The following is a 21838-nucleotide window of genomic DNA, read 5'->3' on the forward strand; positions in this document are numbered from 1 at the left end:
ATGGCCGCCCGTACGACAATAACTCGCGGGAGGAGAGACTATGGGACGTGTGGCACTTGTCACTGGGGGATCGCGCGGCATCGGCGCGGCTATTTCAACCGCGTTGAAGGATGCAGGCTATACCGTCGCCGCGACCTATGCGGGCAATGACGAAAAGGCAGCCGCCTTTACCGCCGCAACCGGCATCAAGACCTATAAATGGGACGTCGGCAATTACGAGGCTTGCGCCGCCGGCATCGCCCAGGTCGAGGCGGACATCGGCCCGATCGAGGTGCTGGTCAACAACGCGGGCATCACCCGCGATGCGCCGTTCCACAAGATGACGCCGCAGCAGTGGCAAGAGGTGATCGACACCAACTTGTCGGGCGTGTTCAACATGACCCACCCCGTCTGGCCCGGCATGCGCGAACGTAAATTCGGCCGGATCATCACGATTTCGTCAATCAACGGCCAGAAAGGCCAGTTCGCGCAGGCCAATTATGCTGCCGCCAAGGCTGGTGACATCGGTTTCACCAAGGCGCTGGCGCAAGAAGGCGCGCGGGCGGGCATCACCGTGAACGTGATCGCCCCCGGTTACATCAACACCGAGATGATGAGCACGATTCCTGAAAAAGTGATGAACGAAGTGATCCTGCCGCAGATTCCCGTGGGCCGTCTGGGTGAAGCGTCCGAAATCGCGCGCGCGGTCGTATTTCTGGCATCCGACGATGCGGGTTTCGTCACAGGGTCCACGATTTCCGCCAATGGCGGTCAGTATATGTGCTGACCCCGTTCTGGGCAGAATAAGGAAAGGCCGCGCCATGATGGCGCGGCCTATTGTTTTTGCTGGCAGCCCGTGGGCCGGCGTCAGCATTTATTCAATGCGGTGCAAGGCGGGTGATCTCTTCCTTGATCTGCAACTTTTTCTTCTTGAGTTTCGCCAGCTCAAGATCATCGACGCCGGGAGAGCGTTGCAACACCTCGACATGGTCCGAGAGGGTTTGGTGCTTTTTCTTCAGTTCCTGCAAATGCGAACTCAAGCTCATGATCTTCCTCCTGCTGGTTGAACGTAACGGAATTGCAACACGATTCAGACCCGCTGTCACGCGGCACTGCAGCAATTTCCCGATCATTTCAGCTTGGCAGCCAATTCCTGCCAAAAGATTAACGATCCATGGGCAGATCAGCGCCATTGCGTAAAATTCGGGCGACCTGCGGGGTATAGCTGTCCTTGTCGCCGTCATGCGCGGTGCCTACATGCCTCTCCAGCGCGGGTAGCAGACTGAAGGGCGCACGCCCTTCCTGCCGTGCCCGCAGGATGAAGAGGCCAGGCGCACGCCCCGGCCGCCCCGCGATGGGCAAAACCACCACCGACCCCAGCCGTCCTTGCAGGGCTGACAGGACCTCTGGCAGGCGTTCGATCCGCTGGATCACGCTCAGATAGCCCTTGGGCGCAAGCCGCCGCGCGCCGATGTCGAGCCAATCCGCCAAGGGCGTGTCGCCCCCCAGCGCCGTATCCCGCCCGGGGTTGGTGGCTGCTGTGCCGGTGTCGCGGTCGAAATAGGGCGGGTTCATGATGACATGATCGAATCGCTTTTGGCGCAGGTCCGCAGGCAGCGCGCGCAGATCGGCGGTGATCACTTCCAGCGGCAGATCATTGGCCACCGCATTGCGCCGCGCAAGATCCGCGTAATCGGCCTGCACCTCGACCCCCGTCAGCGCCAGCCCCGGCACCCGCCGCCCGAGACACAAGGCCGCAGTGCCCACGCCACAACCGAGTTCCAACACCGACTGGCCCGCGCGCGCGGCGATGCTGGCGGCCAGCAGAACCGGATCGACACCCGCACGATAGCCGTGGCGCGGCTGCACGATCTGCAAACGCCCGCCCAAAAAGGCGTCCTGCGTCACATCCTCAGTCACGCCCCAGATCGATCTCGCCATCGCGCATCACGGCTTCGGCCATGAACAGGTCGCGGTCATGCACCATCAGGCGGCGCGGCATGATGCCGATACTGCCTTCCATGATGCTCATATTGTCGTCGAAGGTGAACCAGTCTATACCTTCCGCGTCCAACAGGGCGGTTGCAAAGGCGATGACGGTCACGTCATTGGTGCGTAAAAGCTCTTTCATACCCAAGGATTACGGCGGTGCTGCGCCCTTGTCCATTCACATGACGGAACCTCGCATGAGCCTTGATCACGCCGCCACCAAACCCCATGAACAACTGGCGGCCGCCTTGGCGGATGACCTGACGGCGGTCAACGTCATGATCCGGGACAGGATGGCCTCCGAACACGCACCCCGCATCCCTCAGGTCACCGCCCATCTGGTCGAGGCGGGTGGCAAACGCCTGCGCCCGATGCTGACGCTCGCTGCGGCGCGGATGTGCGGCTATGACGGGCCGTACCATATCCATCTGGCGGCGACGGTGGAATTCATCCACACCGCGACCCTCTTGCATGACGATGTCGTCGACGAAAGCAGCCAGCGGCGCGGGCGGCCCACGGCGAACCTGCTTTGGGACAATACATCCAGCGTGCTGGTCGGCGATTACCTGTTCGCGCGGTCGTTCCAGTTGATGGTGGAAACCGGATCGCTCCGGGTGCTCGACATTCTCGCCAATGCGTCCGCCACCATTGCCGAAGGCGAGGTGCTGCAACTCACTGCCGCCGCCGATCTGGCCACCACCGAAGAGATCTACATCAAGGTCGTGCGCGGCAAGACCGCCGCCCTGTTTTCCGCCGCGATGGAAGTCGGCGGCGAGATTGCCGGACAGGATGCTGCCACCAAACAGGCGCTTTTCGATTACGGCGATGCCTTGGGGATCGCGTTCCAGATCGTCGATGACCTTTTGGATTACGGCGGCACAAAGGCCACCGGCAAGAACGTCGGCGACGATTTCCGCGAACGCAAGCTGACCTTGCCGGTGATCCGCGCAGTCGCGGCTGTGGATGCCGAGGAACGCGCCTTCTGGACCCGCACGATCCAGAAAGGCCGTCAGGAAGACGGAGATCTGGACCATGCGATTGCGCTGCTACACCGGCACGGCACGCTGGAAAGCACCCGTCAGGATGCGATTGCTTGGGCAGCAAAGGCCAAGGATGCGCTGGGCATTATCCCAGACCATCCGCTGAAAACCATGCTGGTCGATCTGGCGGATTATGTCGTGGCCCGGCTGACCTGACACCGGATACTTCTTTTTTCCAAAAATACTCTGGGGTGAGCCCCGGACTTGATCCGGGGTGAGGGGCAAAGCCCCTTTCTTTATTGCCCGATCGCCTTTTCGACCGCCAGCTGCGCCGCGCTGACCAGCGCCGCACCGTCATAGCCTTTGGCATTCATCTCCGCGATCCAGCGGCTGGTAACACCTGCGCCAATAGCCATGATGTCTGCGGTCTCCTCGGCCGAAAGCTCGGCAATCGTGTTGCCGCTGGCCGCCATCATGTCCCGCCCGACAGCATCGCCCGTGTCATGCGCGCGCCCGGCCCAGCGGCTGGCCATCAGGCCGGAATTGGCGTCGATCACGGCCCGCAGATCGTCGGGCAGGGCGTCATAGGTGGCCTTGTTCATCGCCCAGAGGAAATAGAGGTTATAAAGCGACCTGTCGCCCGCAACATCGGTATGGCTGTCCGTCAATTCATCCAGCTTCAGCGACGGGGCCTGTTCCCACGGGATCACGCCGCCATCCACAACGCCACGCGCAATCGCCTCGGGGAACTGCGGGACGGGCATGCCGATCGGCTCCGCACCCAGTTCTTTCAGCAACAAGGTCGCCGTACGCGACGGGCCGCGCAGTTTCAGCCCTGCGAAATCTTCCATCGTGGTGGGCGCATCCCCGCGCGTGTGCAGAATGCCGGGGCCGTGCATGTGGGCTGCGATGATATGCACATCGGCGAAATCATCGAGCAGGTAATCCTGCGTGAAGTCCCATGCCGCCGCACTGGCCTCTTCCGCCGATTTGGTGGTCATGAAGGGCAGTTCCAGCGCCTCGGCCTCGGGGAAACGGTTGGGCTGATAGCCGGGGATCACCCAGCCGCCATCAATCGCGCCGTCGCGGATCAGGTCATATTGGTTGGTGGCTGATCCGCCCAATTGCATGAAGGGGTAGATTTCGACCTTGATCCGCCCGCCGGATTGTTCCTCGATCGCATCGGCCCAAGGCTGCATGAAATAGGTGGGGTTCGCACTCGCGGGCGAGACAAAGTGCTGGAACCGCAGGGTCACCTCTTGCGCAAAGGCAGGTGTCGTCAGCGCCAGCAAAGCCAGCATGGCATAGGGGGGCAGGTGCATCGCGTGCATCCTTTCATAATGATGGGGGAAAGGTGTCGCCGCTAGCAACCCGTCAAAGATAACGATGCCACCCCAGATTGCAAGGTCACACCGCGAAAAGCGGAAATGTCATGCCCAAGGCCCAGCCCAGAAACACGCCAAGGCCCACGCCCGCCGCGACGGGCCGCTGCGCAGCCCGCCCGATCCAGCCGCCCAAAGTGCCGAACAGCAGAAAGAAGAGCAGGATGATCGGCAGGATCAGCAGCAGAAAGAACAACCCTTCCATGTCGAGTGCCGTGGCGATCCCAAGTGAGACCAGCGCATTGGTACGCACCACCAGCACCCGCCACAAAGGCGCGCGGCCAGCCTCGCTCAGATAGGCGTCGGCCAGCATGAACGGCACAGCCCCCGCCGCGATGGCAAGGATGATCCAGATCCGTGCGTCGACGGCAAAGAAAGACGCCACATAGATATCGAGCATACCCCCGAAGATGCCGATGCAGAACAATGCGATGGGCAGCGCCAGCAGCAATCCTGTCGCATCCCAGCGCAAGGCCCCTGCACGGGCAAGGAACACAAGGCCGATCAGCCCGAACAGCGCGAAATGCAGGGCAAGGTAATCGGCAACCAGCACAGGCAGAAACCCGATGTCGAAAGGCCACAGGATCAGCGGCGTCAGGATCGTCGGCACCAAGGTCGCCGCCCAGAACGCACCGCGCGGCAGACGCACAGGCGGCGTGGCCGCGCGCAAAGGCCGCGCGAGACGCGCTAAAGGCCAGGCAAGTGCTGTCACACTGACGATCAGCAGCGCGATCCAGCCGCCGCGCGCGGCGATGGGCGTGTCATGCGGGCGGTAGAATACCGCGTTCAGCCAGTCGCGTGTCTCGACCATGCTGGTCGGGGAATAGAGCACGCCGACATGTTCGACCGACGGGGCCAGCACCGCGCGCCGCCCTGTGCCCGCCGCAGGATCGCCCAGTGTCTGCGCAAATGTCGCGTCAGGGTCGGTCAGGCGCAGCACGCGCAACGCCTCGGCGGCAAGGGCGGTTTCCCATGCCCCGTTGATGACCAGCAGGTTGCCGGGGGCATTTCCGGTGACTTCTGTTGCGAACATCGAAACGGCAACGGTCGCATCGACGCGGCTGTCGGTAATCGCCTGCCGCACGATGATGTCAGAGGCCATCGAATGCCCCAGAATCGCCAGCCGCCCATCCGAACCGGGCAATGCAAGGGCGGCATCCACCACGCGGCCCAGTTCCTCGAGCAGCAGGCGGGTTGTGCCGTCAACGGATGCGACGTCGCCGGACATTGGCACCGGGTTGCGACCATGCCCTTGCAGGTCATAGTTTGCGACGATGTAGCCGGCCTGCGCCAGCGTCTGGGCGAAACCGATCATCAACTGGCGTGATCCCGCGAAACCATGCGCGATAACCACCACCGGGGCGTCTGTGACATCGGGCAAGTGTGAAACCGTCACGGGCGTCTGCCCGACCTGCAATTCGGACGTGACAAGCCCGGCCCCCGCCTGTTCTAGCCGAAACATCGACAGGCCCGCCAAGACCAGCGCAATTGTCAGAACCAGCCAAGGCGAGACCTTTGCCAGCATGGATCAGACGGTATAGGTCGGGTGGAACAGCCCCTTGGGAGATGCGGTAAAGATCTGGCAGCCGTCAGCGGTGATTCCCACCGAATGTTCAAACTGCGCCGACAGCGATTTGTCGCGTGTCACGGCGGTCCAGTCATCGGCCAGTACCTTGGTTTCGGGGCGGCCCAGGTTGATCATCGGTTCGATCGTGAAGAACATGCCTTCTTCCAGCACAGCACCCGTGCCCGCGCGTCCGTAATGCAGCACGTTGGGCGGCGCATGGAACACGCGGCCCAAGCCATGCCCGCAGAAATCGCGCACCACGCTCATCCGGTGGCTTTCGGCATAGGTCTGGATCGCATGGCCGATGTCGCCAAAGGTGTTGCCGGGTTTGGCGGCCTCGATACCCTTCATCAGGGCGGCGTGGGTCACGTCGATCAGCCGTTCCGCCTTGCGCGACAGGCTGCCTGCGACATACATCCTGCTGGTGTCGCCATACCAGCCATCCAGAATGACGGTCACGTCGATGTTCAGGATATCGCCATCCTTCAACACCTTGTCGCCGGGGATGCCGTGGCAGACGACGTGATTGACCGAAATGCAACTGGCGTGCTGATAGCCTTTGTAGCCGATCGTCGCGGATGTCGCACCGGCGTCGCCCACCATCTGCGTGATGATCCGGTCCAACTCACCCGTGGTCTGGCCGGGCGTCACATGCGCTGCAATCTCGTCAAGGATCATGGCCGCCAGCGCGCCTGCCTTGGCCATGCCGTCGAAATCGGCCAGTTCATAAATCCGGATGCCGTCTTTGGTCAGGCGGCCTTTGTTCGTATCCAAGTCGCTATCCTTTGCCATCTGCCCGATGATATATTGCAAGTCTCGCCCAAGTTCTAGGGCATGGCAAAGCGCGCCGTGCGATCTAGAAAGTCCGTGACACCAAAAGGAGAGCCAGATGCCAAACCCCACCGCCGCGATGCTTGTGATCGGGGACGAGATTTTGTCAGGCCGCACGCGCGACGCCAATATGCACCATCTGGCGGGGCGGTTGACCGAGGCGGGGATCGACCTGCGCGAGGTCCGTATCGTCAGCGATGACGCCCCCGCGATCATCGCCGCCGTGCAGGCGCTGGCGGCAGGGTTCGACCATGTGTTCACCAGCGGGGGCATCGGGCCGACGCATGACGACATCACCGCCGATTGCATCGCCGCCGCCTTTGGCGACACGATCGACGTGCGCGATGATGCGCGTGCGCTGTTGCAGGCGCATTACGACCGGTCGGGGCAGGAACTGAACGCCGCGCGTCTGCGCATGGCCCGCATCCCCGCAACCGCAACGCTGATCGACAATCCGGTCAGCACGGCACCGGGGTTCAGCATCGGCAATGTGCATGTGATGGCGGGCGTGCCTTTGGTCTTTCAGGCGATGGTCGCAAGCGTGCTGCCGACCCTGACGGGCGGCGCGCCGCTTTTGTCCCGCACGCTCGAGGTGATGCGGGGTGAGGGCGATATCGCGGGGCCTTTGGGTGTCTTTGCCGCTGACCACCCCGACCTGTCGGTCGGGTCCTATCCGTTCCAGCGCAACGGCATTTACGGCGCGAACCTTGTGATCCGGGGCGCCGATGCCGCGCAGGTCGAGGCCGCCTTCACGCGTCTGCAAGACCTGTTCGCCGCATGACCCTGCCATCCGCGCAGCGGTGCTATCAGGTGGTCGAAGGCACCTGGCCGCCTGCCGCGCGGCGCAGGGTCGGCGCTTGGACGATCCGGCTGGACGCGAGCAACAGCAGCCGCGTCTGTTCGGCCACGGCAGAGCGGCCTTGGACGGATGACGATATCACGCTGGCCGCGTCCACCATGCAAGCGGCGGGTCAAAGGCCGCTGTTCATGATCCGCGCAGGCGAGGGCGCGCTTGATGACGCGCTGGCGCAGCGGGACTATCTGGTGAAGGACCCCGTCAATATCCATGCCGTCGCACTTGACCGGATCGCCACCCAGCGCCCGCCCCCTGTGACGACCTTCGAGGTCTGGCCGCCGCTTGCCGCGCAGGCCGAGATTTGGGCCGCAGGCGGGATCAGCGCAGGCAGGCTTGCCATCATGGACCGCGCGCCGATGCCGAAAACAACGATCCTCGGGCGCGCAAAGGACCGGCCTGCGGGCACCTTGTTTGCGGGCGTCCACGGTGATTGCGCAATGGTCCATGCGGTCGAAATCGCGACAGCGTTTCGCCGCCAAGGGTTGGCGCGGCACATGATGGTCGCCAGCGCATTCTGGGCGCAGGGGCAGGGCGCGCGCTGGATGACGCTGGTCGCGACACGGGCGAATACCGCCGCCAACGCGCTCTATGCTTCCCTCGGGATGGAGGTTGTGGGACAGTACCATCATCGCATCATGCCGGAGGACAGCCTTGACCGACCAACCGACCGCCCTTGATCTGCCGATAGTCGACCCGCTGCCGGAGACGACACAGAAATATTTCGACATCTGTCAGGAAAAGCTGGGGATGGTGCCGAATGTCCTGCGCGCCTATGCCTTCGATATCGACAAGCTCAACGCCTTCACCGCGCTTTACAATGATGTGATGCTGGCCCCTTCCGGCCTGTCCAAGCTGGAACGCGAGATGATCGCGGTGGCGGTGTCGTCGGTGAACAAATGCTATTACTGCCTGACTGCTCATGGTGCGGCTGTCCGGCAGATGTCGGGCGATCCGGCCTTGGGCGAAATGCTGGTGATGAATTGGCGGGCTGCACCGTTGGATGCGCGCCAGACGGCGATGCTGCAATTTGCCGAAACCATGACGGTTGCCAGCGCGACAATCACTGAAAAGGACCGTGACGCACTGCGGCAGGTGGGGTTTTCGGACCGCGATATCTGGGACATCGCCGCAGTGGCGGGGTTCTACAACATGACCAACCGGATCGCGTCGGCGACTGACATGCGCCCGAATGACGCCTATCACGCGCAGGCCCGATGATCAGACTGGCTGCGGTCTTGCTAGTGCTGTCTTCAACGGCGGTGCAGGCGCAAATGCTCGCGTTTCCGGCCGACGCCGAGGTGCTCGTCGAAGAGACCAGTCCGCTTGACAGTTACGCGCTGCCAGTGGGCATCTGGGCGAACGGGTCGGTCCCGACGACGCTGGTCGAAGGCGGAATGACGCGGCAGGCATGGCGGATCGAAACGCAATCACTGACCACTTTGCAACTGCTGCGACCCTTGCGCGAACAATTGCGCGATTCGCGGTTTCGCATCCTGTTCGAATGCCAGACAGAGGCCTGTGGCGGTTTCGATTTCCGCTTTGCAACGGAAACGCTGCCGCCGCCCGAGATGCAGATCAACCTTGGTGATTTCAGGTTCCTGAGCGCGGAACGGACAACGGCGGACGGGCCTGAATACGTCACGCTCTTCGTCAGCCGCACGGCGCAGGCTGGTTTTGTTCAGGTCACACGTGTGGCCCCGGTCAGCCCCGATGCGGAACCACTGGCCGGTGCGTTGGCTCCTGCTGCCGGGCAGGTTTCTGCAACCGACGACATCGCGGATCAACTGGACAGCATCGGGCGCGCAATCCTGCCGGATCTGGATTTCGCGACGGGGTCTGCGCAGCTGGGCAACAGGACGTATCCGTCACTGACGGAACTTGCGGCATATCTGGATGCGCAGCCCGACAGGTCGGTCGCGCTGGTCGGCCATACCGATGCCGCCGGTGCGTTGGATGCCAACATCGCGCTGTCCCAACGGCGCGCGCGGTCGGTGCTGGAACGGCTTGTCACGGTACACGCCGTCAACCGCGCCCAACTGGCTGCCGAGGGTATGGGTTATCTTGCCCCCGTCGCCACCAACCTGACCGACGCAGGACGCGAAGCCAACCGGCGCGTCGAGGTGATCGTGACGTCGACACAATAGGCCGGTCAGACCGCCAGTCGCATCTGGTCGGGCACCATTGGCTGCTGGGCAAAGATCATCCGCGCCCGCCCTTCGGATTTTGCCTGGTAAAGCGCCCTGTCGGCATGAATGAACAATGCCTCAAGCGGGGTGTCGGGCGACGTGACGACAGCGCCGATGGACAGCGTTACGGTCAAATGCGCAGGTCCGGCGCGAAACGGGATCGGCCTGATCAGGCGTTCGCTGATCACGCGGGCCTGTTCGGGCGAGGAATTGGCCAGCAGGATGGCAAATTCCTCGCCTCCGATGCGGCCGATCACATCCTCTTCACGCAGGTTGCGGTTGAGCATATAGGCGATCGCCTTCAGGCAGGTATCGCCTGCGTGATGCCCGTGGGTATCGTTGATCTGCTTGAAGTTATCCGCATCAAGCATCAGCAGGATACCGGCCTTGTGTTCCTTGTTCCGTTTGCCGGCGAGGTCGAAAAAGGTGCGTCGGTTGTTCAATCCCGTCAGCCAGTCCTTGCGCGACAAATGCGACAGGTGGCGCTGCAGACGGACCTGATACAGCATCACGACGAAGAAAAACCAAAGGAACGGCGCGCCGATGAAAACCGCCTTGGCAATCTGGTACAACAACGGTTTTCCGGGCAACAACGGCCCGGCAATCGTTGCAAACAGGATATTCGCAAGGGCCAGCAGCACCGTGAAGAAAAGCACCCGGACAACGATACCCAACCTGCTGCGGGGTTCGAGTAGCCGCATTAACCGTTCCATAAGCGTCCCCGCCAATTTGAGGCGGAGCTTGGCAGTCAAATGTTAAGATTTCGTTGACGGAACTTCGGCAGATGGGCCCTTACCAGGCGTCGGGGCCTTTGTCGCAAAAGGTGCGGGATAGGAAATCAACGAAGGCGCGGACCTTTGGCTGCGTGAAATGCCCTTGCGGATAGACTGCGAAAATTCCCTGCGTTTCGACTGGCAGATCGGGGATCGCCTCTTGGACCAGACCTTTGCGCATGGCGTCGGCATAAAGAAAACTTGGCAGATATGCGATGCCAAGCCCGCCGATGCAGGCATTCAGCAAGGATTGCCCGTCGTTCACCGTCAGCCAGCCGGCCGTGCGCACCTGGCGCCGTTCGCCCGATGGTGCGGTCAGTTTCCAGACAGCGGAATTGGCCTGGTTCGAATAGTGCAACAGCTTGTGATCGTTCAGATCGTCGATTTTTTCGGGGCGGCCATATTGGTTGAAATACGCGGGGCTCGCGATCATGCGGCGGGTTGTTTCGGTCAGCTTGTGCGCGCGGAGGGTGCTGTCTTCCAGTTCGCCGATCCGCACGGCCATATCGAAGCCTTCCGAAATCAGTTCGACATAGCGGTTGTTCAAAACCATGTTGACAGTGATATCGGGGTATTCGCCGAGGAAATCGCCCAGAACCGGCGACAGATGGTTCACGCCGAAATCGGTGGCGACGCTGATCCGCAACAAACCGGACGGCGCTGTCTGCATGGATGTGACCAGCGCATCGGCTTCGCCCGCGTCGTTCAGCACGCGCCGCGCCCGGTCGTAATAGGCCAGTCCGATCTCGGTGGGACTCACGCGGCGGGTGGTGCGGTTCAACAGACGTGCGCCCAGGCGCGCCTCGAGCGCGGAAACATGTTTGGAGACGGCCGATTTGGAAATCCCCATTTTTTTCGCTGCATCGGTAAAGCCACCCTGGTCAACGACTGTTGCGAAGGCTTCCATTTCCGTGAGGCGATCCATTCCGACTTCCAACTTACTTGTGCAGCTGGGCTGTTCTTGACCGCCAATTCAGGCAGGAATGGGACAAATGCCTGACAATACGGGGGAAACTATCGGCTTTGGTGACAATACGGAAACAGAAACCACCGAATATCCCACGCAACCAATGGTTTGGCCGCAGGGTTCAAATTCGCAACATAGTGGCAGAAGGGGCTACAATGCCGCCGCAAGCCGTGTTCCCTGATCGATCGCACGTTTCGCGTCAAGTTCTGCCGCCACATCCGCACCGCCGATGATATGCACAGTACGCCCTGCCGCAATCAGTTGATCGGCAAGGCTGCGTTCGGGCAACTGGCCTGCGCACAGCACGATCGTATCGGCGGCGATGACTTTGGGGTCGCTGCGGTCGGCACCGTGGCTGACATGCAGGCCTTGCGCGTCGATCCGGTCGTAGTTCACCCCGCCGATCATCTGCACGTTCTTCATCTGCAAGCCCGCACGGTGGATCCAGCCTGTCGTCTTGCCTAGCCGCTTGCCCAGCTTTTCGGCCTTGCGCTGTAACAAGGTGACTTGCCGCACGGGTGCATCGGGCTGCGGCCCCTCGGTGCGCAGACCGCCGCGCACATCGGCTGGGTCGCCAACGCCCCATTCCTGCAACCAGTCGGGCAGGTGGTCCGTCGGGCTGTGTTCGGTCACAAGAAATTCCGCGACATCGAACCCGATCCCGCCCGCCCCGATGATCGCGACCTTTTCGCCGACCTGCACATCGCCGCGCAGCACGTCGATATAAGACACCACATTGGGGCCGTCCTGCCCCGGGATGCCCGGATCGCGCGGCAGCACGCCTGTCGCGATGATGATCTCGTCGAAACCGGCCAGATCATCCGGTGTCGCGACCTTGCCCAGCGCCAGCGTGATCCCTGTCTTGGCGACCATCGTGTCGTAGTAATCGACAAGGCCCCAGAATTCCTCTTTGCCGGGCACCTGCTTGGCAAGGTTCAGCTGCCCGCCGATCCGGTCGGATTTGTCGAACAGCGTGACATCATGCCCGCGTTCTGCCGCCGTCAAGGCAGCGGACAATCCCGCAGGGCCAGCGCCGATGACAGCGATCGTCTTGCGGGTCGTGGCGGGCGCGACCCTCAGTTCGGTTTCGTGGCAGGCCCGCGGATTGACCAGACAGGACGACAGTTTGCCGCTGAAAGTGTGATCGAGGCAGGCCTGATTGCAGGCGATGCAGGGCGCGATTTCGGCGGATTTGCCCGCCGCAGCCTTTGCCACGAAATCGGGATCGGCAAGGAAGGGCCGGGCCATGCTGACCATATCGGCGCAGCCTTCGGCCAACACCTGTTCGGCCACGTCGGGCGTATTGATCCGGTTCGAGGTTATGATGGGGATCGACACCTCGCCCATCAGCTTGCGCGTGACCCATGCAAAGGCGCGGCGCGGCACGGATGTGGCGATGGTGGGAATGCGCGCCTCGTGCCAGCCGATGCCGGTGTTGAGGATGCTGGCTCCCGCCGCCTCCATCGCCTTGGCAAGCTGCACGACCTCTTCCCAAGTCGACCCGTTCGGGATCAGGTCGATCATCGACAGCCGGTAGATCACGATGAAATCAGCGCCGACGGCGGCGCGCACGCGGCGCATGATCTCGACAGGCAGGCGCATCCGGTTTTCATAGGACCCGCCCCAGCGGTCGGTGCGTTTGTTGGTGTGGGTGACCAGAAACTGGTTGATGAAATAGCCTTCCGATCCCATCACCTCGACCCCGTCATAGCCTGCCGCGCGGGCGCGGGTGGCGGCGGTGACGATGTCGTTGATCTGCTTTTCGATCCCGTCCTCGCCCAGTTCCTGCGGCGGGAACGGGGAAATGGGTGACTTGATCGCGGAAGGTGCCACGCATTTGGGGCCATAAGCATAGCGGCCTGCATGCAGAATCTGCATCGCGATCTTGCCGCCGGCGTCATGGACGCGGTCGGTCACGATACGGTGGTTGGCGATGTCGGTGTCGGTATAAAGCCCTGCCGCACCGGGCAAAAACCCGCCTTCGGGGTTGGGGGCCATGCCGCCCGTGACCATCAGTGCGACACCGCCGCGCGCGCGGGTGGCATAGAATTCGGCGACGCGGTTCCAGTCGCCGGTTTCTTCCAGCCCCGTGTGCATCGACCCCATCAGCACGCGGTTCTTGAGCGTGGTAAACCCCAGATCAAGCGGTGCAAGAAGATGCGGATAATGCGACATGGCGGGCCTCCCTCAATGGGCGAAGAATGGCCAAAGCCGCGGGTCGCGTCACGCCCAACGTGGCGTCACATGGGGTTTGCTGCGCGCCGCCAGCAGGGCCGCGCGCAGCTTGGGCGATTTATGGCAGCAGAACTGCGTCGATCACATGGATCACGCCGTTGGACGCGATGATATCGGCGGTCGTCACATTGGCCCCTTCGACGGTCACGCCGTTGCGGCCATCGATATGCACGTTCGCGCCGTTCACGGTCGCCACGCTCAGACGCTGACCGGCCAGTTGGTCGGATGTCACGGCACCGGGGACGACGTGATAGGTCAGGATCGCGACAAGCTGGTCGCGGTTTTCAGGCAGCAACAAGGTGTCCACAGTGCCTGCGGGCAGCGCAGCGAATGCAGCGTCAGTGGGCGCGAAAACGGTGAACGGGCCTTCGCCTTTCAGTGTATCGACCAGACCTGCGGCAGTCACGGCGGCGACCAGCGTGTTGAAATTGCCGTTGGAGGCGGCGATATCAACGATATCCGGTTCGTTCTCCATCATGGGTGTACAGGCGGCGACAGCGGCGATGCCCGCGGCGAAAAAAGCGGATTTCAATGCAAAACGACGGTTCATGTGGGTGTCCTCTCATGTTGGTTGACGCTTTTGTTACGCGCCGAGAGCACCTCCGGTTCCCAATCTGACGATGAGTTGAAACCGCGACATATTGTCATCCAATTTGAAACGCCAAACGTAGGGTCGGGCTTAGTTGGCACGGTGTTGCTGACGAAAAGCGGCTTTTAGCAAGTCGAGTTCGTTGCGCAGCAGGGTGATTTCTGCCCTGATATCGTCGGCAAGCGCTTCTCCCGACAGGATTGCCAGACTGCCGATGCTGATGGCGTCGGGCGTACGGATCACGATCGTTTGCAATCCGTCGCTCAGTACGGCGGACGGCACCGGCAGGCTGCACCGCCAGGTACCGGCATCCGGCCCGGCGCTGCACCGCAGATCAGGCAGCACCTGTCCTTCATGGCTGGCAACCAGTTCGGGGGCGGTATCGCATGTGACCGAGAATTCCCAGATGCCGGCGTACAGGCGCGATTGCGTCAGGGCTGGATAAGACATGAAATACCCTTTCAAAGTTGCGCGCGTGGATGGCGGCAGATCGTCACATCATGCAGCGCGATCCGGTTCATCGCCGGGTTTTGGAACATCAGATCGATCCACGCCCGTTCCGCGCGCTGTGCATTCAATTGGGTATAGGCAAGATCGAATTCGACGACCGATTGCCCCTGTTCTTGCGGCAGGGTCAGCAGGATCTGTTCCGTGTTGGGGCCATTGCGCACATTCAGCCGCGCCAAGATGGTGATTTTCTGCTCGGCCACGACAGTGACCGCAAGGCGGATCAAGTGCTGCTTGTGCAGGCCCGCGCATGCCTCCGCGGGAAGATCGACCACGAGTGACAGATAAGACCCATCAAAATGAAAAACCTCCAGCTGCATTCCGAACGCCGAAAGATCAATATCGCGTGTATTCCTGATCTGTCGCGCGGTGATTTCCGCACGGGGACAATCGTGAAAGATCGCGATCTCCTCGCCAAGCTTTGTCTTGTCCAGAACCGGCGCGCATCCAGGTCGATCAAGGCGCGCGCGCCAGGCCTCAGGCCGCCACGACCAATCGGTCCCGACGGGCCGTGGAAATGTGTCGGCCCCGATGCGCGGCAACGTCAATCGATCATCGGCTTTATGGCAGAGCTCCTGCAAGGTCGATTTCAACTGACGTGCCTGATATCGCTGCGCGCGCAAGGCCGTCAGGTCGGTCGTATCGGCAGAATGGGCAGCGGACCGCCACCGCGCCAGCGCACCTTTGTGAAATATCCGGCCCAGCAATCCTTGTGGTTTGATCGGCATCGGTTGGCTGTCCTTTCCGGCACGGCCGCCTATCGCGTGGTCTCGACAGCGGTCGATCCGGCAGACACGCCGCCCACCATTTGGTCCAGCAGCGCGGCACCCCGACCGGCGGACAAGGGCGCATCATCGAGGCCGCGCACCGACACCGTGACCAGCCTGTCGTCCACATCGGTGAAGGCCCGCCATTCGTCCTGGCCAAGCCCGTCCATCGGCGGCGCGCCGCTATCACGGAAGTGCACGACGACGCGTCCGCCGAAGGCTTGTGACGAGACGACTGAAACGGTCGCTCCGCTGCCACCCTTGCTGAGCAATCCCGCGCCCTGCGGGCTGATCAGGAAATCGCGCAGACTGGATTCCGCGCCGACGACCATGGCTGAATTGGCGTCCCCTGCCTGCACGGTGGCAACGCCAAGAACCGCTGGAATCGGCGCTTCGGTTCCCAGGGTGACGCAAGGGGCGAATACCGCAAATCCGGCGCGCAACCTGCTGGACAAAGGGTCCGCGCAATAGCCGCGAGGCGGAGTCACGATCAGGTCACCGTCGCGCATCGCAACCGGCTGCGCCACCCCGACGGGATCGCATGCGGCAAGCGCCGCGATCCCGGTCAGGGCCAGTGCGTGCCTGAACATGCCCTTAAAGGTCCATGTAGATATGCTTTTCGCCCTTGGCACCCGGATGGGTCAGCGCGCCCAGACGCGTCGATCCGACCAACTGCGCATATTTCCACAAGGCACCCGACGCATAGATCGTGTCGCGCGGGCCAGCCCAGTTCTTGCGCCGCTCTTCCAGTTCTTCATCGGTCAAAGCGACCGACAATTCGCCGGTGCCCGCGTTCAGCGTGATCATGTCGCCGTCTTTCAACAGCGCGATGGGACCACCCTGCGCCGCCTCCGGCCCGACGTGGCCCACACAGAACCCGCGTGTCGCCCCCGAAAACCGGCCATCCGTAATAAGTGCGACCTTCTTGCCCATGCCTTGGCCCGAAAGGGCGGCGGTGGTGGACAGCATTTCGCGCATGCCGGGGCCGCCTCTGGGGCCTTCGTTGCGGATGACGATGACCTCACCTTCCTTGTATTGGCGCGCCTTCACGGCTTCGAACGCATCTTCTTCGCATTCGAACACGCGGGCAGGGCCGGCAAAGACCTGTTCTTCTTCGGACATGCCTGCGACCTTCACGATCGCGCCTTCGGGGGCAAGGTTGCCTTTCAGGCCGACCACGCCGCCGGTCTTGGTGATCGGATTGGCGGCGGTATAGATCACACGGTTGTCCGCCTCGCCCTTGATCATGTCGAGCTCTTCACCGATCACGCGGCCAGAGGCGGTCATGCAATCCTCGTGGATCAGACCGGCCTTGCGCAGTTCTTTCAGCACGACAGGCACGCCGCCAGCTTCGTAAAGATCCTTGGCCACATATTTGCCGCCCGGTTTCAGATCGACGAAATAGGGCGTATCGCGGAAGATGTCGCAGACATCGCCGAGATCGAAATCAATCCCTGCCTCGGCGGCGATGGCGGGCAGGTGCAGACCGGCGTTCGTCGACCCGCCGGTGCAGGCCACGATGCGCGCCGCGTTTTCCAGCGATTTGCGCGTCACGATATCACGCGCGCGGATGTTCTTGGCGATCAGTTCCATCACCGCCTCGCCTGATGCGACACCGTATTGATCGCGCGATTCGTATGGCGCAGGCGCGCCGGATGAATTGAGCAGCGCCAGACCGATCGCCTCGGACACGCAGGCCATGGTGTTGGCGGTGAATTGGCCACCGCAGGCACCCGCCGATGGACAAGCGACGCGTTCGAGGATTTCGAGTTCGGCATCGGTCATGTTGCCTGCCTGATGCTTGCCCACGGCCTCGAACACGTCCTGCACGGTCACGTCCTGCCCGTTCAACCGGCCCGGCAGGATCGACCCGCCGTATATGAACACGGACGGCACGTTCAGCCGCACCATCGCCATCATCATGCCGGGCAGCGATTTGTCGCAGCCCGCAAGACCTACCAGCGCGTCATAGCAATGGCCGCGCATCGTCAGTTCCACTGTATCGGCAATGGCTTCGCGCGAGGCGAGCGAGGACCGCATCCCTTCGTGCCCCATCGCGATCCCGTCGGTGACGGTGATCGTGGTGAATTCGCGCGGCGTGCCCTTGGCGTTCTTGACCCCGACCTTCACGGCCTGCGCCTGCCGGTTCAGGGTGATGTTGCAGGGGGCGGCCTCGTTCCAGCAGGTGGCGACACCGACCCAGGGCTGCGCGATTTCATGTTCGTCCAGACCCATCGCATAGAAATACGACCGGTGCGGCGCGCGCGACGGGCCTTCGGTCACATGGCGGCTGGGCAATCTGGATTTGTCGACACGGCTGCTAGGCATAACATCTCTCCCCGAAAAACTGTTGGCTCCGGTCTAAATAACGGGCGGGACTGACACAAGCGTGAAACCGTTATTGCAGGCTCGGCGGATGCCTGTCTAAACAGATGCATGAGTGATCCTTACCGCGCCCATGCCCAGTTCATCCGCCCCGCATGGTCGGTGCGGGACGCGTGGCGCGTGGTCGCCATGATTTTTCTGGTCGACCTGGTTTTCAACTTCTCACCGGCAATCTTGGCGCTTTTGCTGTCCGGCGATGCGTTGGAGGCGTATTATCAAGGCACCACCGCCTTTGGCACGCTGGCGCAATTCTACAGTTTCGGGGTTGCCGGATTGGGGCTGGTCGGCTTGCTGCACCTCTTGCACCGCCGGGGGTTCTGGTCGCTGATCGGGGACCGCAGCGCGGCGTGGGACGATCTGAAACGTGTCTGTTGGGCGGTAGGGCTCGTATTGCTTGTGGTCGAATTGCTGCCACCATGGGCACTGGATGGCGAAACCGTCGTGATGCGTGATCCGGGCACGTGGATGCTGCTACTACCGCTCGGCCTGCTCGCGTTACTGGTGCAGGTCGGCACCGAGGAGATGTTCTTTCGCGGTTATCTGCAACAGCAGATGGCCTGCCTCTCATCCTCGCGCTGGGCGTGGATGGTGTTCCCGTCGGTCCTGTTCGGCGTGGTCCATTTCTGGAACGGCTACGGCCCGGCCGACGGCCTGATCTGGGCGATCTGGGCAGCTTTGCTGGGAATGGCTTGCGCCGACCTGACGGCGCGGACCGGCAATCTGGGGGCGGCCATCGGGCTGCATCTGGCCAACAACGCCTTTGCGCTGCTGCTTTACGCGGTCGAGGATTGGCCGGCCTCGGGGCTTGCGCTGTTTCTTTATCCTTATGAAGATCCCACCGACTTTGATTACAGCCTGCCAACCCTGCTTGACCCGTGGATGATCCCCTATGCGCTGACCATGGCCGGTTCGGTGCTGGTGATGTGGTTTGCCGCAAGGATCGCGATCAGGCGCTGATTGCATTTTCTGCCGCAGGGTCATATCTGACGGAGGACTAGAAAAAGGCCCGCATATGAACTGGATCACCAATTACGTTCGCCCGACGATCAATTCGTTGTTTTCGCGCCGCGAAGTGCCCGAAAACTTGTGGACCAAGTGCCCCGAATGCGGAACCATGCTGTTCCACCGCGAACTGGCCGATAACCTGAACGTCTGCACCAACTGCGATCATCACATGGCGATCGGCGCGCGCGACAGGCTGCGGTCGCTGTTCGATGGCGGCGTCTTCGTCGAAGTCGCGGTCCCTGAACCCGTCACTGACCCGCTGCATTTCCGCGACCAGAAGAAATACACCGACCGGATCAAGGAAGCTCGCAAGAAGACCGGCGAAAAAGACGCGATGCTGGTGGCCGAGGGTGACATGGGCCGCACCGGTGTCGTCGTCGCGGTGCAGGACTTTTCCTTCATGGGCGGGTCGATGTCGATGTATGTCGGCAATGCCATTGTCGCAGCCGCCGAACGCGCGATTGCGCTGAAGCGCCCGCTGATCCTCTTCTCCGCCGCAGGTGGCGCGCGCATGCAGGAAGGCATCCTCGGCCTGATGCAGATGCCGCGCACCACCATCGCCGTGCAGATGCTGAAAGAGGCGGGTTTGCCTTATATCGTCGTGCTGACCCACCCGACGACGGGCGGCGTTACCGCGTCCTATGCGATGCTGGGCGATATCCAGATTGCGGAACCCAATGCGCTGATCGGATTTGCCGGTGCGCGGGTGATCGAGCAGACCATCGGGGAAAAACTGCCCGAAGGGTTCCAGCGCGCAGAATATCTGCTGGATCACGGGATGCTGGACCGGGTGACGAAACGCACCCACCTCAAGGATGAACTGGTCACCATCGTGCGCCTGCTGACCAAGCAGGCCCCGGCGGTCAAGGGCGACCTGCCCGCACCTGAACCTGTCCCCGCCCCCGAACCGGTGGAAGCCGAGAAGTGACACAAGCCTCTGACGTTATCCTGCAAAGGATGATGGCGCTGCACCCCAAGGTCATCGACCTGACACTGGACCGCGTCTGGCGTTTGCTGGCGTCTGTGAGCGATCCGCAGGACCGGCTGCCGCCCGTCATCCATGTGGCGGGCACCAATGGCAAAGGGTCCACGCAGGCGATGATCCGCGCGGGGCTGGAACAGGGCGGCAGCGTGGTACATGCCTATACATCCCCCCATCTGGCGCGCTTTGATGAACGCATCAGGGTGGCGGGAGAGTTGATTTCAGAACCCGCGCTGAGCGACGTTTTGGACCGCTGCTATCAGGCCAACGGCACCGACCCGATCACCTATTTCGAGATCACGACCGTCGCGGCCTTGGTGGCTTTCGTCGAAACCCCTGCCGATTACACCCTGCTCGAGGTCGGTTTGGGCGGACGGCTGGACGCGACCAATGTGATCGCAAAGCCTGCGCTGACGATCATCACGCCCGTGGACATGGATCACCAGCAATATCTGGGCAACACGCTGGCCGCCATCGCGGGTGAAAAGGCGGGGATCATCAAGCGCGGCGTGCCTTGCGTTGTTGGCCCGCAGCACCCCGAAAGCATGGATGTGATCGAGGCGGTGGCCGCGCGCAACGGCGCACCCCTGCTGGCCTACGGCCAACACTGGCATGTCAGCACCGAACGCGACCGGCTGATCTATCAGGACGAACGTGGCTTGCTGGACCTGCCGCTGCCCAATCTGCCCGGCCCGCATCAGGTGATGAACGCGGGTGCCGCAATCGCCGCACTGCGCCATTTGAGCAAGGATGAGGCCGCTTGCGAGGCCGCCGTCACCCGCGCCTATTGGCCCGCACGGATGGAAAAGCTGACGCGCGGTGCGCTGGTCGATCTGGCTGCCCCTGCGGAACTCTGGCTCGACGGGGGGCATAACCCGGCCGCTGGCGTGGCCCTTGCCGCGACCTTGCGCGCGCAATCACCGCGCCCCACGCATCTGATCTGCGGGATGCTGAACACCAAGGATATCGCGGGCTATCTGCGCCCCTTGGCGGGGATCGCCCAAAGCCTGACCGCCGTGTCGATCCCCGGCGAGGCGAATACGATCCCCGCCGAAGAGACAGCGCGCTTTGCGGCTGACGTGGGCCTGCCTGCCACCACCGCCGGCAGCGTGCAGGATGCGATCACCGCGATCCGCACCAGCCATCCGCAGGCGCGCATCCTGATCTGCGGGTCACTCTATCTGGCGGGCCATGTCATCCGGGAGAACAGCCAATGATCGCAAGATTTGCCGCCGCTCTGGCGCTGATCGGCACGCAGGCGCAGGCCGTCGATTTCTATTTTTGCTGGGACGGGGCCAATGGCTATACCATGACCGGCCAGATGACCGTGAACCCCGCCGCCCTGTCGCAGCCATTGGTCACGGAAAACGACGTGACCGAATTCCGCATCGCGGGCTATCTGGATGGCACGCTGATCGGCAAATGGGACATGCAGACGCGCGAGGCCGACGACACGTGGCAGTTGCATTTCGACCCCACGCGCGGGGCCTTTCTGACACCCGGCGAACTGGGGCTGGGGGTCAGCCAGGCCTGGAACGCAAACGGCAACGCCGATGATTGCGGCAATCCGGGCTTTGGGTTCAACCTTGGCAATTACGCGCAGGATTTCTGCCTCAACGGTGTCTGGGTCGAGGACAGCGGGATGCCCCCCGAAACCCCGTTTCTGGTCAGCCCCACCCCTGTCAGTCCCATCTGCGAAGTCTACGCGCCAACCAGCTAAAAACGAATCAGTCACTTGACGGCGAATCACTTGATCGCTTAGGGTCGTTCCAACGAGAGGTGCCGTAAAAACAGGCGCTACCGGGCAGTGGGGCGGGACGAGAAGACAGGCTTTCGGGCCTGTCTGCTTGTGCGCAAA

At 62.3% G+C, this 21838-nt stretch carries 24 protein-coding genes; 10 read left to right on the forward strand and 14 right to left on the reverse strand.

The annotated features are described in order from the left end of the window. Window positions 1–40 precede the first annotated feature (40 nt). Window positions 41–766: an acetoacetyl-CoA reductase gene (gene phbB, locus H147_RS0100885; RefSeq protein WP_026352139.1), complete on the forward strand. Its 726-nt coding sequence runs from the start codon at window positions 41–43 to the stop codon at window positions 764–766. A gap of 91 nt (window positions 767–857) precedes the next feature. Here the strand turns inward: phbB and H147_RS19185 are convergent, their stop codons facing one another. From H147_RS19185 to H147_RS0100900, 3 genes are all read right to left on the reverse strand, one after another. Further along, entirely contained in the window at window positions 858–1025 is a 168-nt protein-coding gene (locus H147_RS19185; RefSeq protein WP_081625810.1) for a DUF465 domain-containing protein, read from the reverse strand. 118 nt (window positions 1026–1143) lie between these two features. After that, the gene (locus H147_RS0100895; protein WP_019953443.1) at window positions 1144–1920 is read right to left on the reverse strand and encodes a tRNA1(Val) (adenine(37)-N6)-methyltransferase; all 777 of its coding nucleotides are present in this window, start codon (window positions 1918–1920) and stop codon (window positions 1144–1146) included. Further along, entirely contained in the window at window positions 1892–2110 is a 219-nt protein-coding gene (locus H147_RS0100900) for a putative signal transducing protein (RefSeq protein ID WP_019953444.1), read from the reverse strand. The genes H147_RS0100895 and H147_RS0100900 overlap by 29 nt, the downstream gene beginning before the upstream one ends. Window positions 2111–2165: 55 nt before the next feature. On the opposite strand from H147_RS0100900, the gene H147_RS0100905 reads away from it, so the two are divergent. Beyond that, window positions 2166–3164, forward strand: coding sequence for a polyprenyl synthetase family protein (locus tag H147_RS0100905; protein ID WP_019953445.1), 999 nt, complete (start codon window positions 2166–2168; stop codon window positions 3162–3164). An 80-nt stretch (window positions 3165–3244) separates the two neighbouring features. On the opposite strand, the gene H147_RS0100910 is transcribed toward H147_RS0100905, so the two are convergent. The 3 genes from H147_RS0100910 to map all read right to left on the reverse strand — a co-directional run bounded on the left by H147_RS0100910 (window position 3245) and on the right by map (window position 6689). Beyond that, on the reverse strand, window positions 3245–4270 hold the full coding sequence (locus H147_RS0100910) for a TRAP transporter substrate-binding protein (RefSeq protein ID WP_043699234.1): 1026 nt from the start codon (window positions 4268–4270) through the stop codon (window positions 3245–3247). An 85-nt stretch (window positions 4271–4355) separates the two neighbouring features. Beyond that, window positions 4356–5855 (reverse strand): alpha/beta fold hydrolase, encoded by a 1500-nt coding sequence (locus tag H147_RS0100915; protein ID WP_019953447.1) that lies wholly within the window; start codon window positions 5853–5855, stop codon window positions 4356–4358. A gap of 3 nt (window positions 5856–5858) precedes the next feature. Next, window positions 5859–6689, reverse strand: coding sequence for a type I methionyl aminopeptidase (gene map, locus H147_RS0100920; RefSeq protein ID WP_375342048.1), 831 nt, complete (start codon window positions 6687–6689; stop codon window positions 5859–5861). Window positions 6690–6786: 97 nt separating this feature from the next. On the opposite strand from map, the gene H147_RS0100925 reads away from it, so the two are divergent. From H147_RS0100925 to H147_RS0100940, 4 genes are read left to right on the forward strand one after another with little or no spacing between them, the layout of a single operon-like run. Further along, the gene (locus tag H147_RS0100925; RefSeq protein WP_019953449.1) at window positions 6787–7509 is read left to right on the forward strand and encodes a competence/damage-inducible protein A; all 723 of its coding nucleotides are present in this window, start codon (window positions 6787–6789) and stop codon (window positions 7507–7509) included. Then, window positions 7506–8261, forward strand: a complete 756-nt coding sequence (locus H147_RS0100930; protein WP_019953450.1) for a GNAT family N-acetyltransferase — start codon at window positions 7506–7508, stop codon at window positions 8259–8261. The genes H147_RS0100925 and H147_RS0100930 overlap by 4 nt, the downstream gene beginning before the upstream one ends. Next, window positions 8236–8802, forward strand: coding sequence for a peroxidase-related enzyme (locus tag H147_RS0100935; protein WP_019953451.1), 567 nt, complete (start codon window positions 8236–8238; stop codon window positions 8800–8802). The genes H147_RS0100930 and H147_RS0100935 overlap by 26 nt, the downstream gene beginning before the upstream one ends. Further along, the gene (locus H147_RS0100940) at window positions 8799–9728 is read left to right on the forward strand and encodes an OmpA family protein (protein ID WP_019953452.1); all 930 of its coding nucleotides are present in this window, start codon (window positions 8799–8801) and stop codon (window positions 9726–9728) included. The genes H147_RS0100935 and H147_RS0100940 overlap by 4 nt, the downstream gene beginning before the upstream one ends. Window positions 9729–9733: 5 nt before the next feature. Here the strand turns inward: H147_RS0100940 and H147_RS0100945 are convergent, their stop codons facing one another. The 8 genes from H147_RS0100945 to ilvD all read right to left on the reverse strand — a co-directional run bounded on the left by H147_RS0100945 (window position 9734) and on the right by ilvD (window position 17936). Continuing rightward, window positions 9734–10471, reverse strand: a complete 738-nt coding sequence (locus H147_RS0100945; RefSeq protein ID WP_019953453.1) for a GGDEF domain-containing protein — start codon at window positions 10469–10471, stop codon at window positions 9734–9736. A gap of 91 nt (window positions 10472–10562) precedes the next feature. Further along, window positions 10563–11468 carry a LysR family transcriptional regulator gene (locus H147_RS0100950; protein ID WP_026352142.1) on the reverse strand — a complete coding sequence of 302 codons (906 nt, stop codon included), beginning with the start codon at window positions 11466–11468 and terminating at the stop codon, window positions 10563–10565. Window positions 11469–11660: 192 nt separating this feature from the next. Further along, window positions 11661–13685, reverse strand: a complete 2025-nt coding sequence (locus H147_RS0100955) for an NADPH-dependent 2,4-dienoyl-CoA reductase (protein WP_019953455.1) — start codon at window positions 13683–13685, stop codon at window positions 11661–11663. 118 nt (window positions 13686–13803) lie between these two features. Continuing rightward, complete coding sequence (locus tag H147_RS0100960) at window positions 13804–14295, reverse strand: fasciclin domain-containing protein (RefSeq protein ID WP_019953456.1); 492 nt, start codon at window positions 14293–14295, stop codon at window positions 13804–13806. Between the two features lie 129 nt (window positions 14296–14424). Then, window positions 14425–14784 (reverse strand): hypothetical protein, encoded by a 360-nt coding sequence (locus H147_RS0100965; RefSeq protein ID WP_019953457.1) that lies wholly within the window; start codon window positions 14782–14784, stop codon window positions 14425–14427. Between the two features lie 11 nt (window positions 14785–14795). Further along, window positions 14796–15569, reverse strand: coding sequence for a DUF6478 family protein (locus H147_RS0100970; RefSeq protein WP_019953458.1), 774 nt, complete (start codon window positions 15567–15569; stop codon window positions 14796–14798). Between the two features lie 29 nt (window positions 15570–15598). After that, window positions 15599–16198, reverse strand: coding sequence for a hypothetical protein (locus tag H147_RS0100975; RefSeq protein ID WP_019953459.1), 600 nt, complete (start codon window positions 16196–16198; stop codon window positions 15599–15601). A gap of 4 nt (window positions 16199–16202) precedes the next feature. Then, window positions 16203–17936: a dihydroxy-acid dehydratase gene (gene ilvD / locus H147_RS0100980; protein WP_019953460.1), complete on the reverse strand. Its 1734-nt coding sequence runs from the start codon at window positions 17934–17936 to the stop codon at window positions 16203–16205. A gap of 108 nt (window positions 17937–18044) precedes the next feature. Here ilvD and H147_RS0100985 point away from each other — a divergent pair, with 108 nt between their 5' ends. Genes H147_RS0100985 through H147_RS0101000 form a run of 4 tightly spaced genes read left to right on the forward strand, consistent with a single transcriptional unit; the run spans window position 18045 to window position 21700 of the window. Next, window positions 18045–18950: a CPBP family intramembrane glutamic endopeptidase gene (locus H147_RS0100985; RefSeq protein WP_019953461.1), complete on the forward strand. Its 906-nt coding sequence runs from the start codon at window positions 18045–18047 to the stop codon at window positions 18948–18950. 55 nt (window positions 18951–19005) lie between these two features. Beyond that, window positions 19006–19926: an acetyl-CoA carboxylase, carboxyltransferase subunit beta gene (gene accD, locus H147_RS0100990; protein WP_019953462.1), complete on the forward strand. Its 921-nt coding sequence runs from the start codon at window positions 19006–19008 to the stop codon at window positions 19924–19926. A 29-nt stretch (window positions 19927–19955) separates the two neighbouring features. Then, window positions 19956–21197, forward strand: coding sequence for a bifunctional folylpolyglutamate synthase/dihydrofolate synthase (locus H147_RS0100995; RefSeq protein WP_019953463.1), 1242 nt, complete (start codon window positions 19956–19958; stop codon window positions 21195–21197). Further along, complete coding sequence (locus tag H147_RS0101000) at window positions 21194–21700, forward strand: hypothetical protein (RefSeq protein WP_019953464.1); 507 nt, start codon at window positions 21194–21196, stop codon at window positions 21698–21700. The genes H147_RS0100995 and H147_RS0101000 overlap by 4 nt, the downstream gene beginning before the upstream one ends. Window positions 21701–21838 lie beyond the last annotated feature (138 nt).

This window comes from Yoonia vestfoldensis DSM 16212, assembly GCF_000382265.1.
GTDB classification, from domain to species: Bacteria; Pseudomonadota; Alphaproteobacteria; order Rhodobacterales; family Rhodobacteraceae; genus Yoonia; species Yoonia vestfoldensis.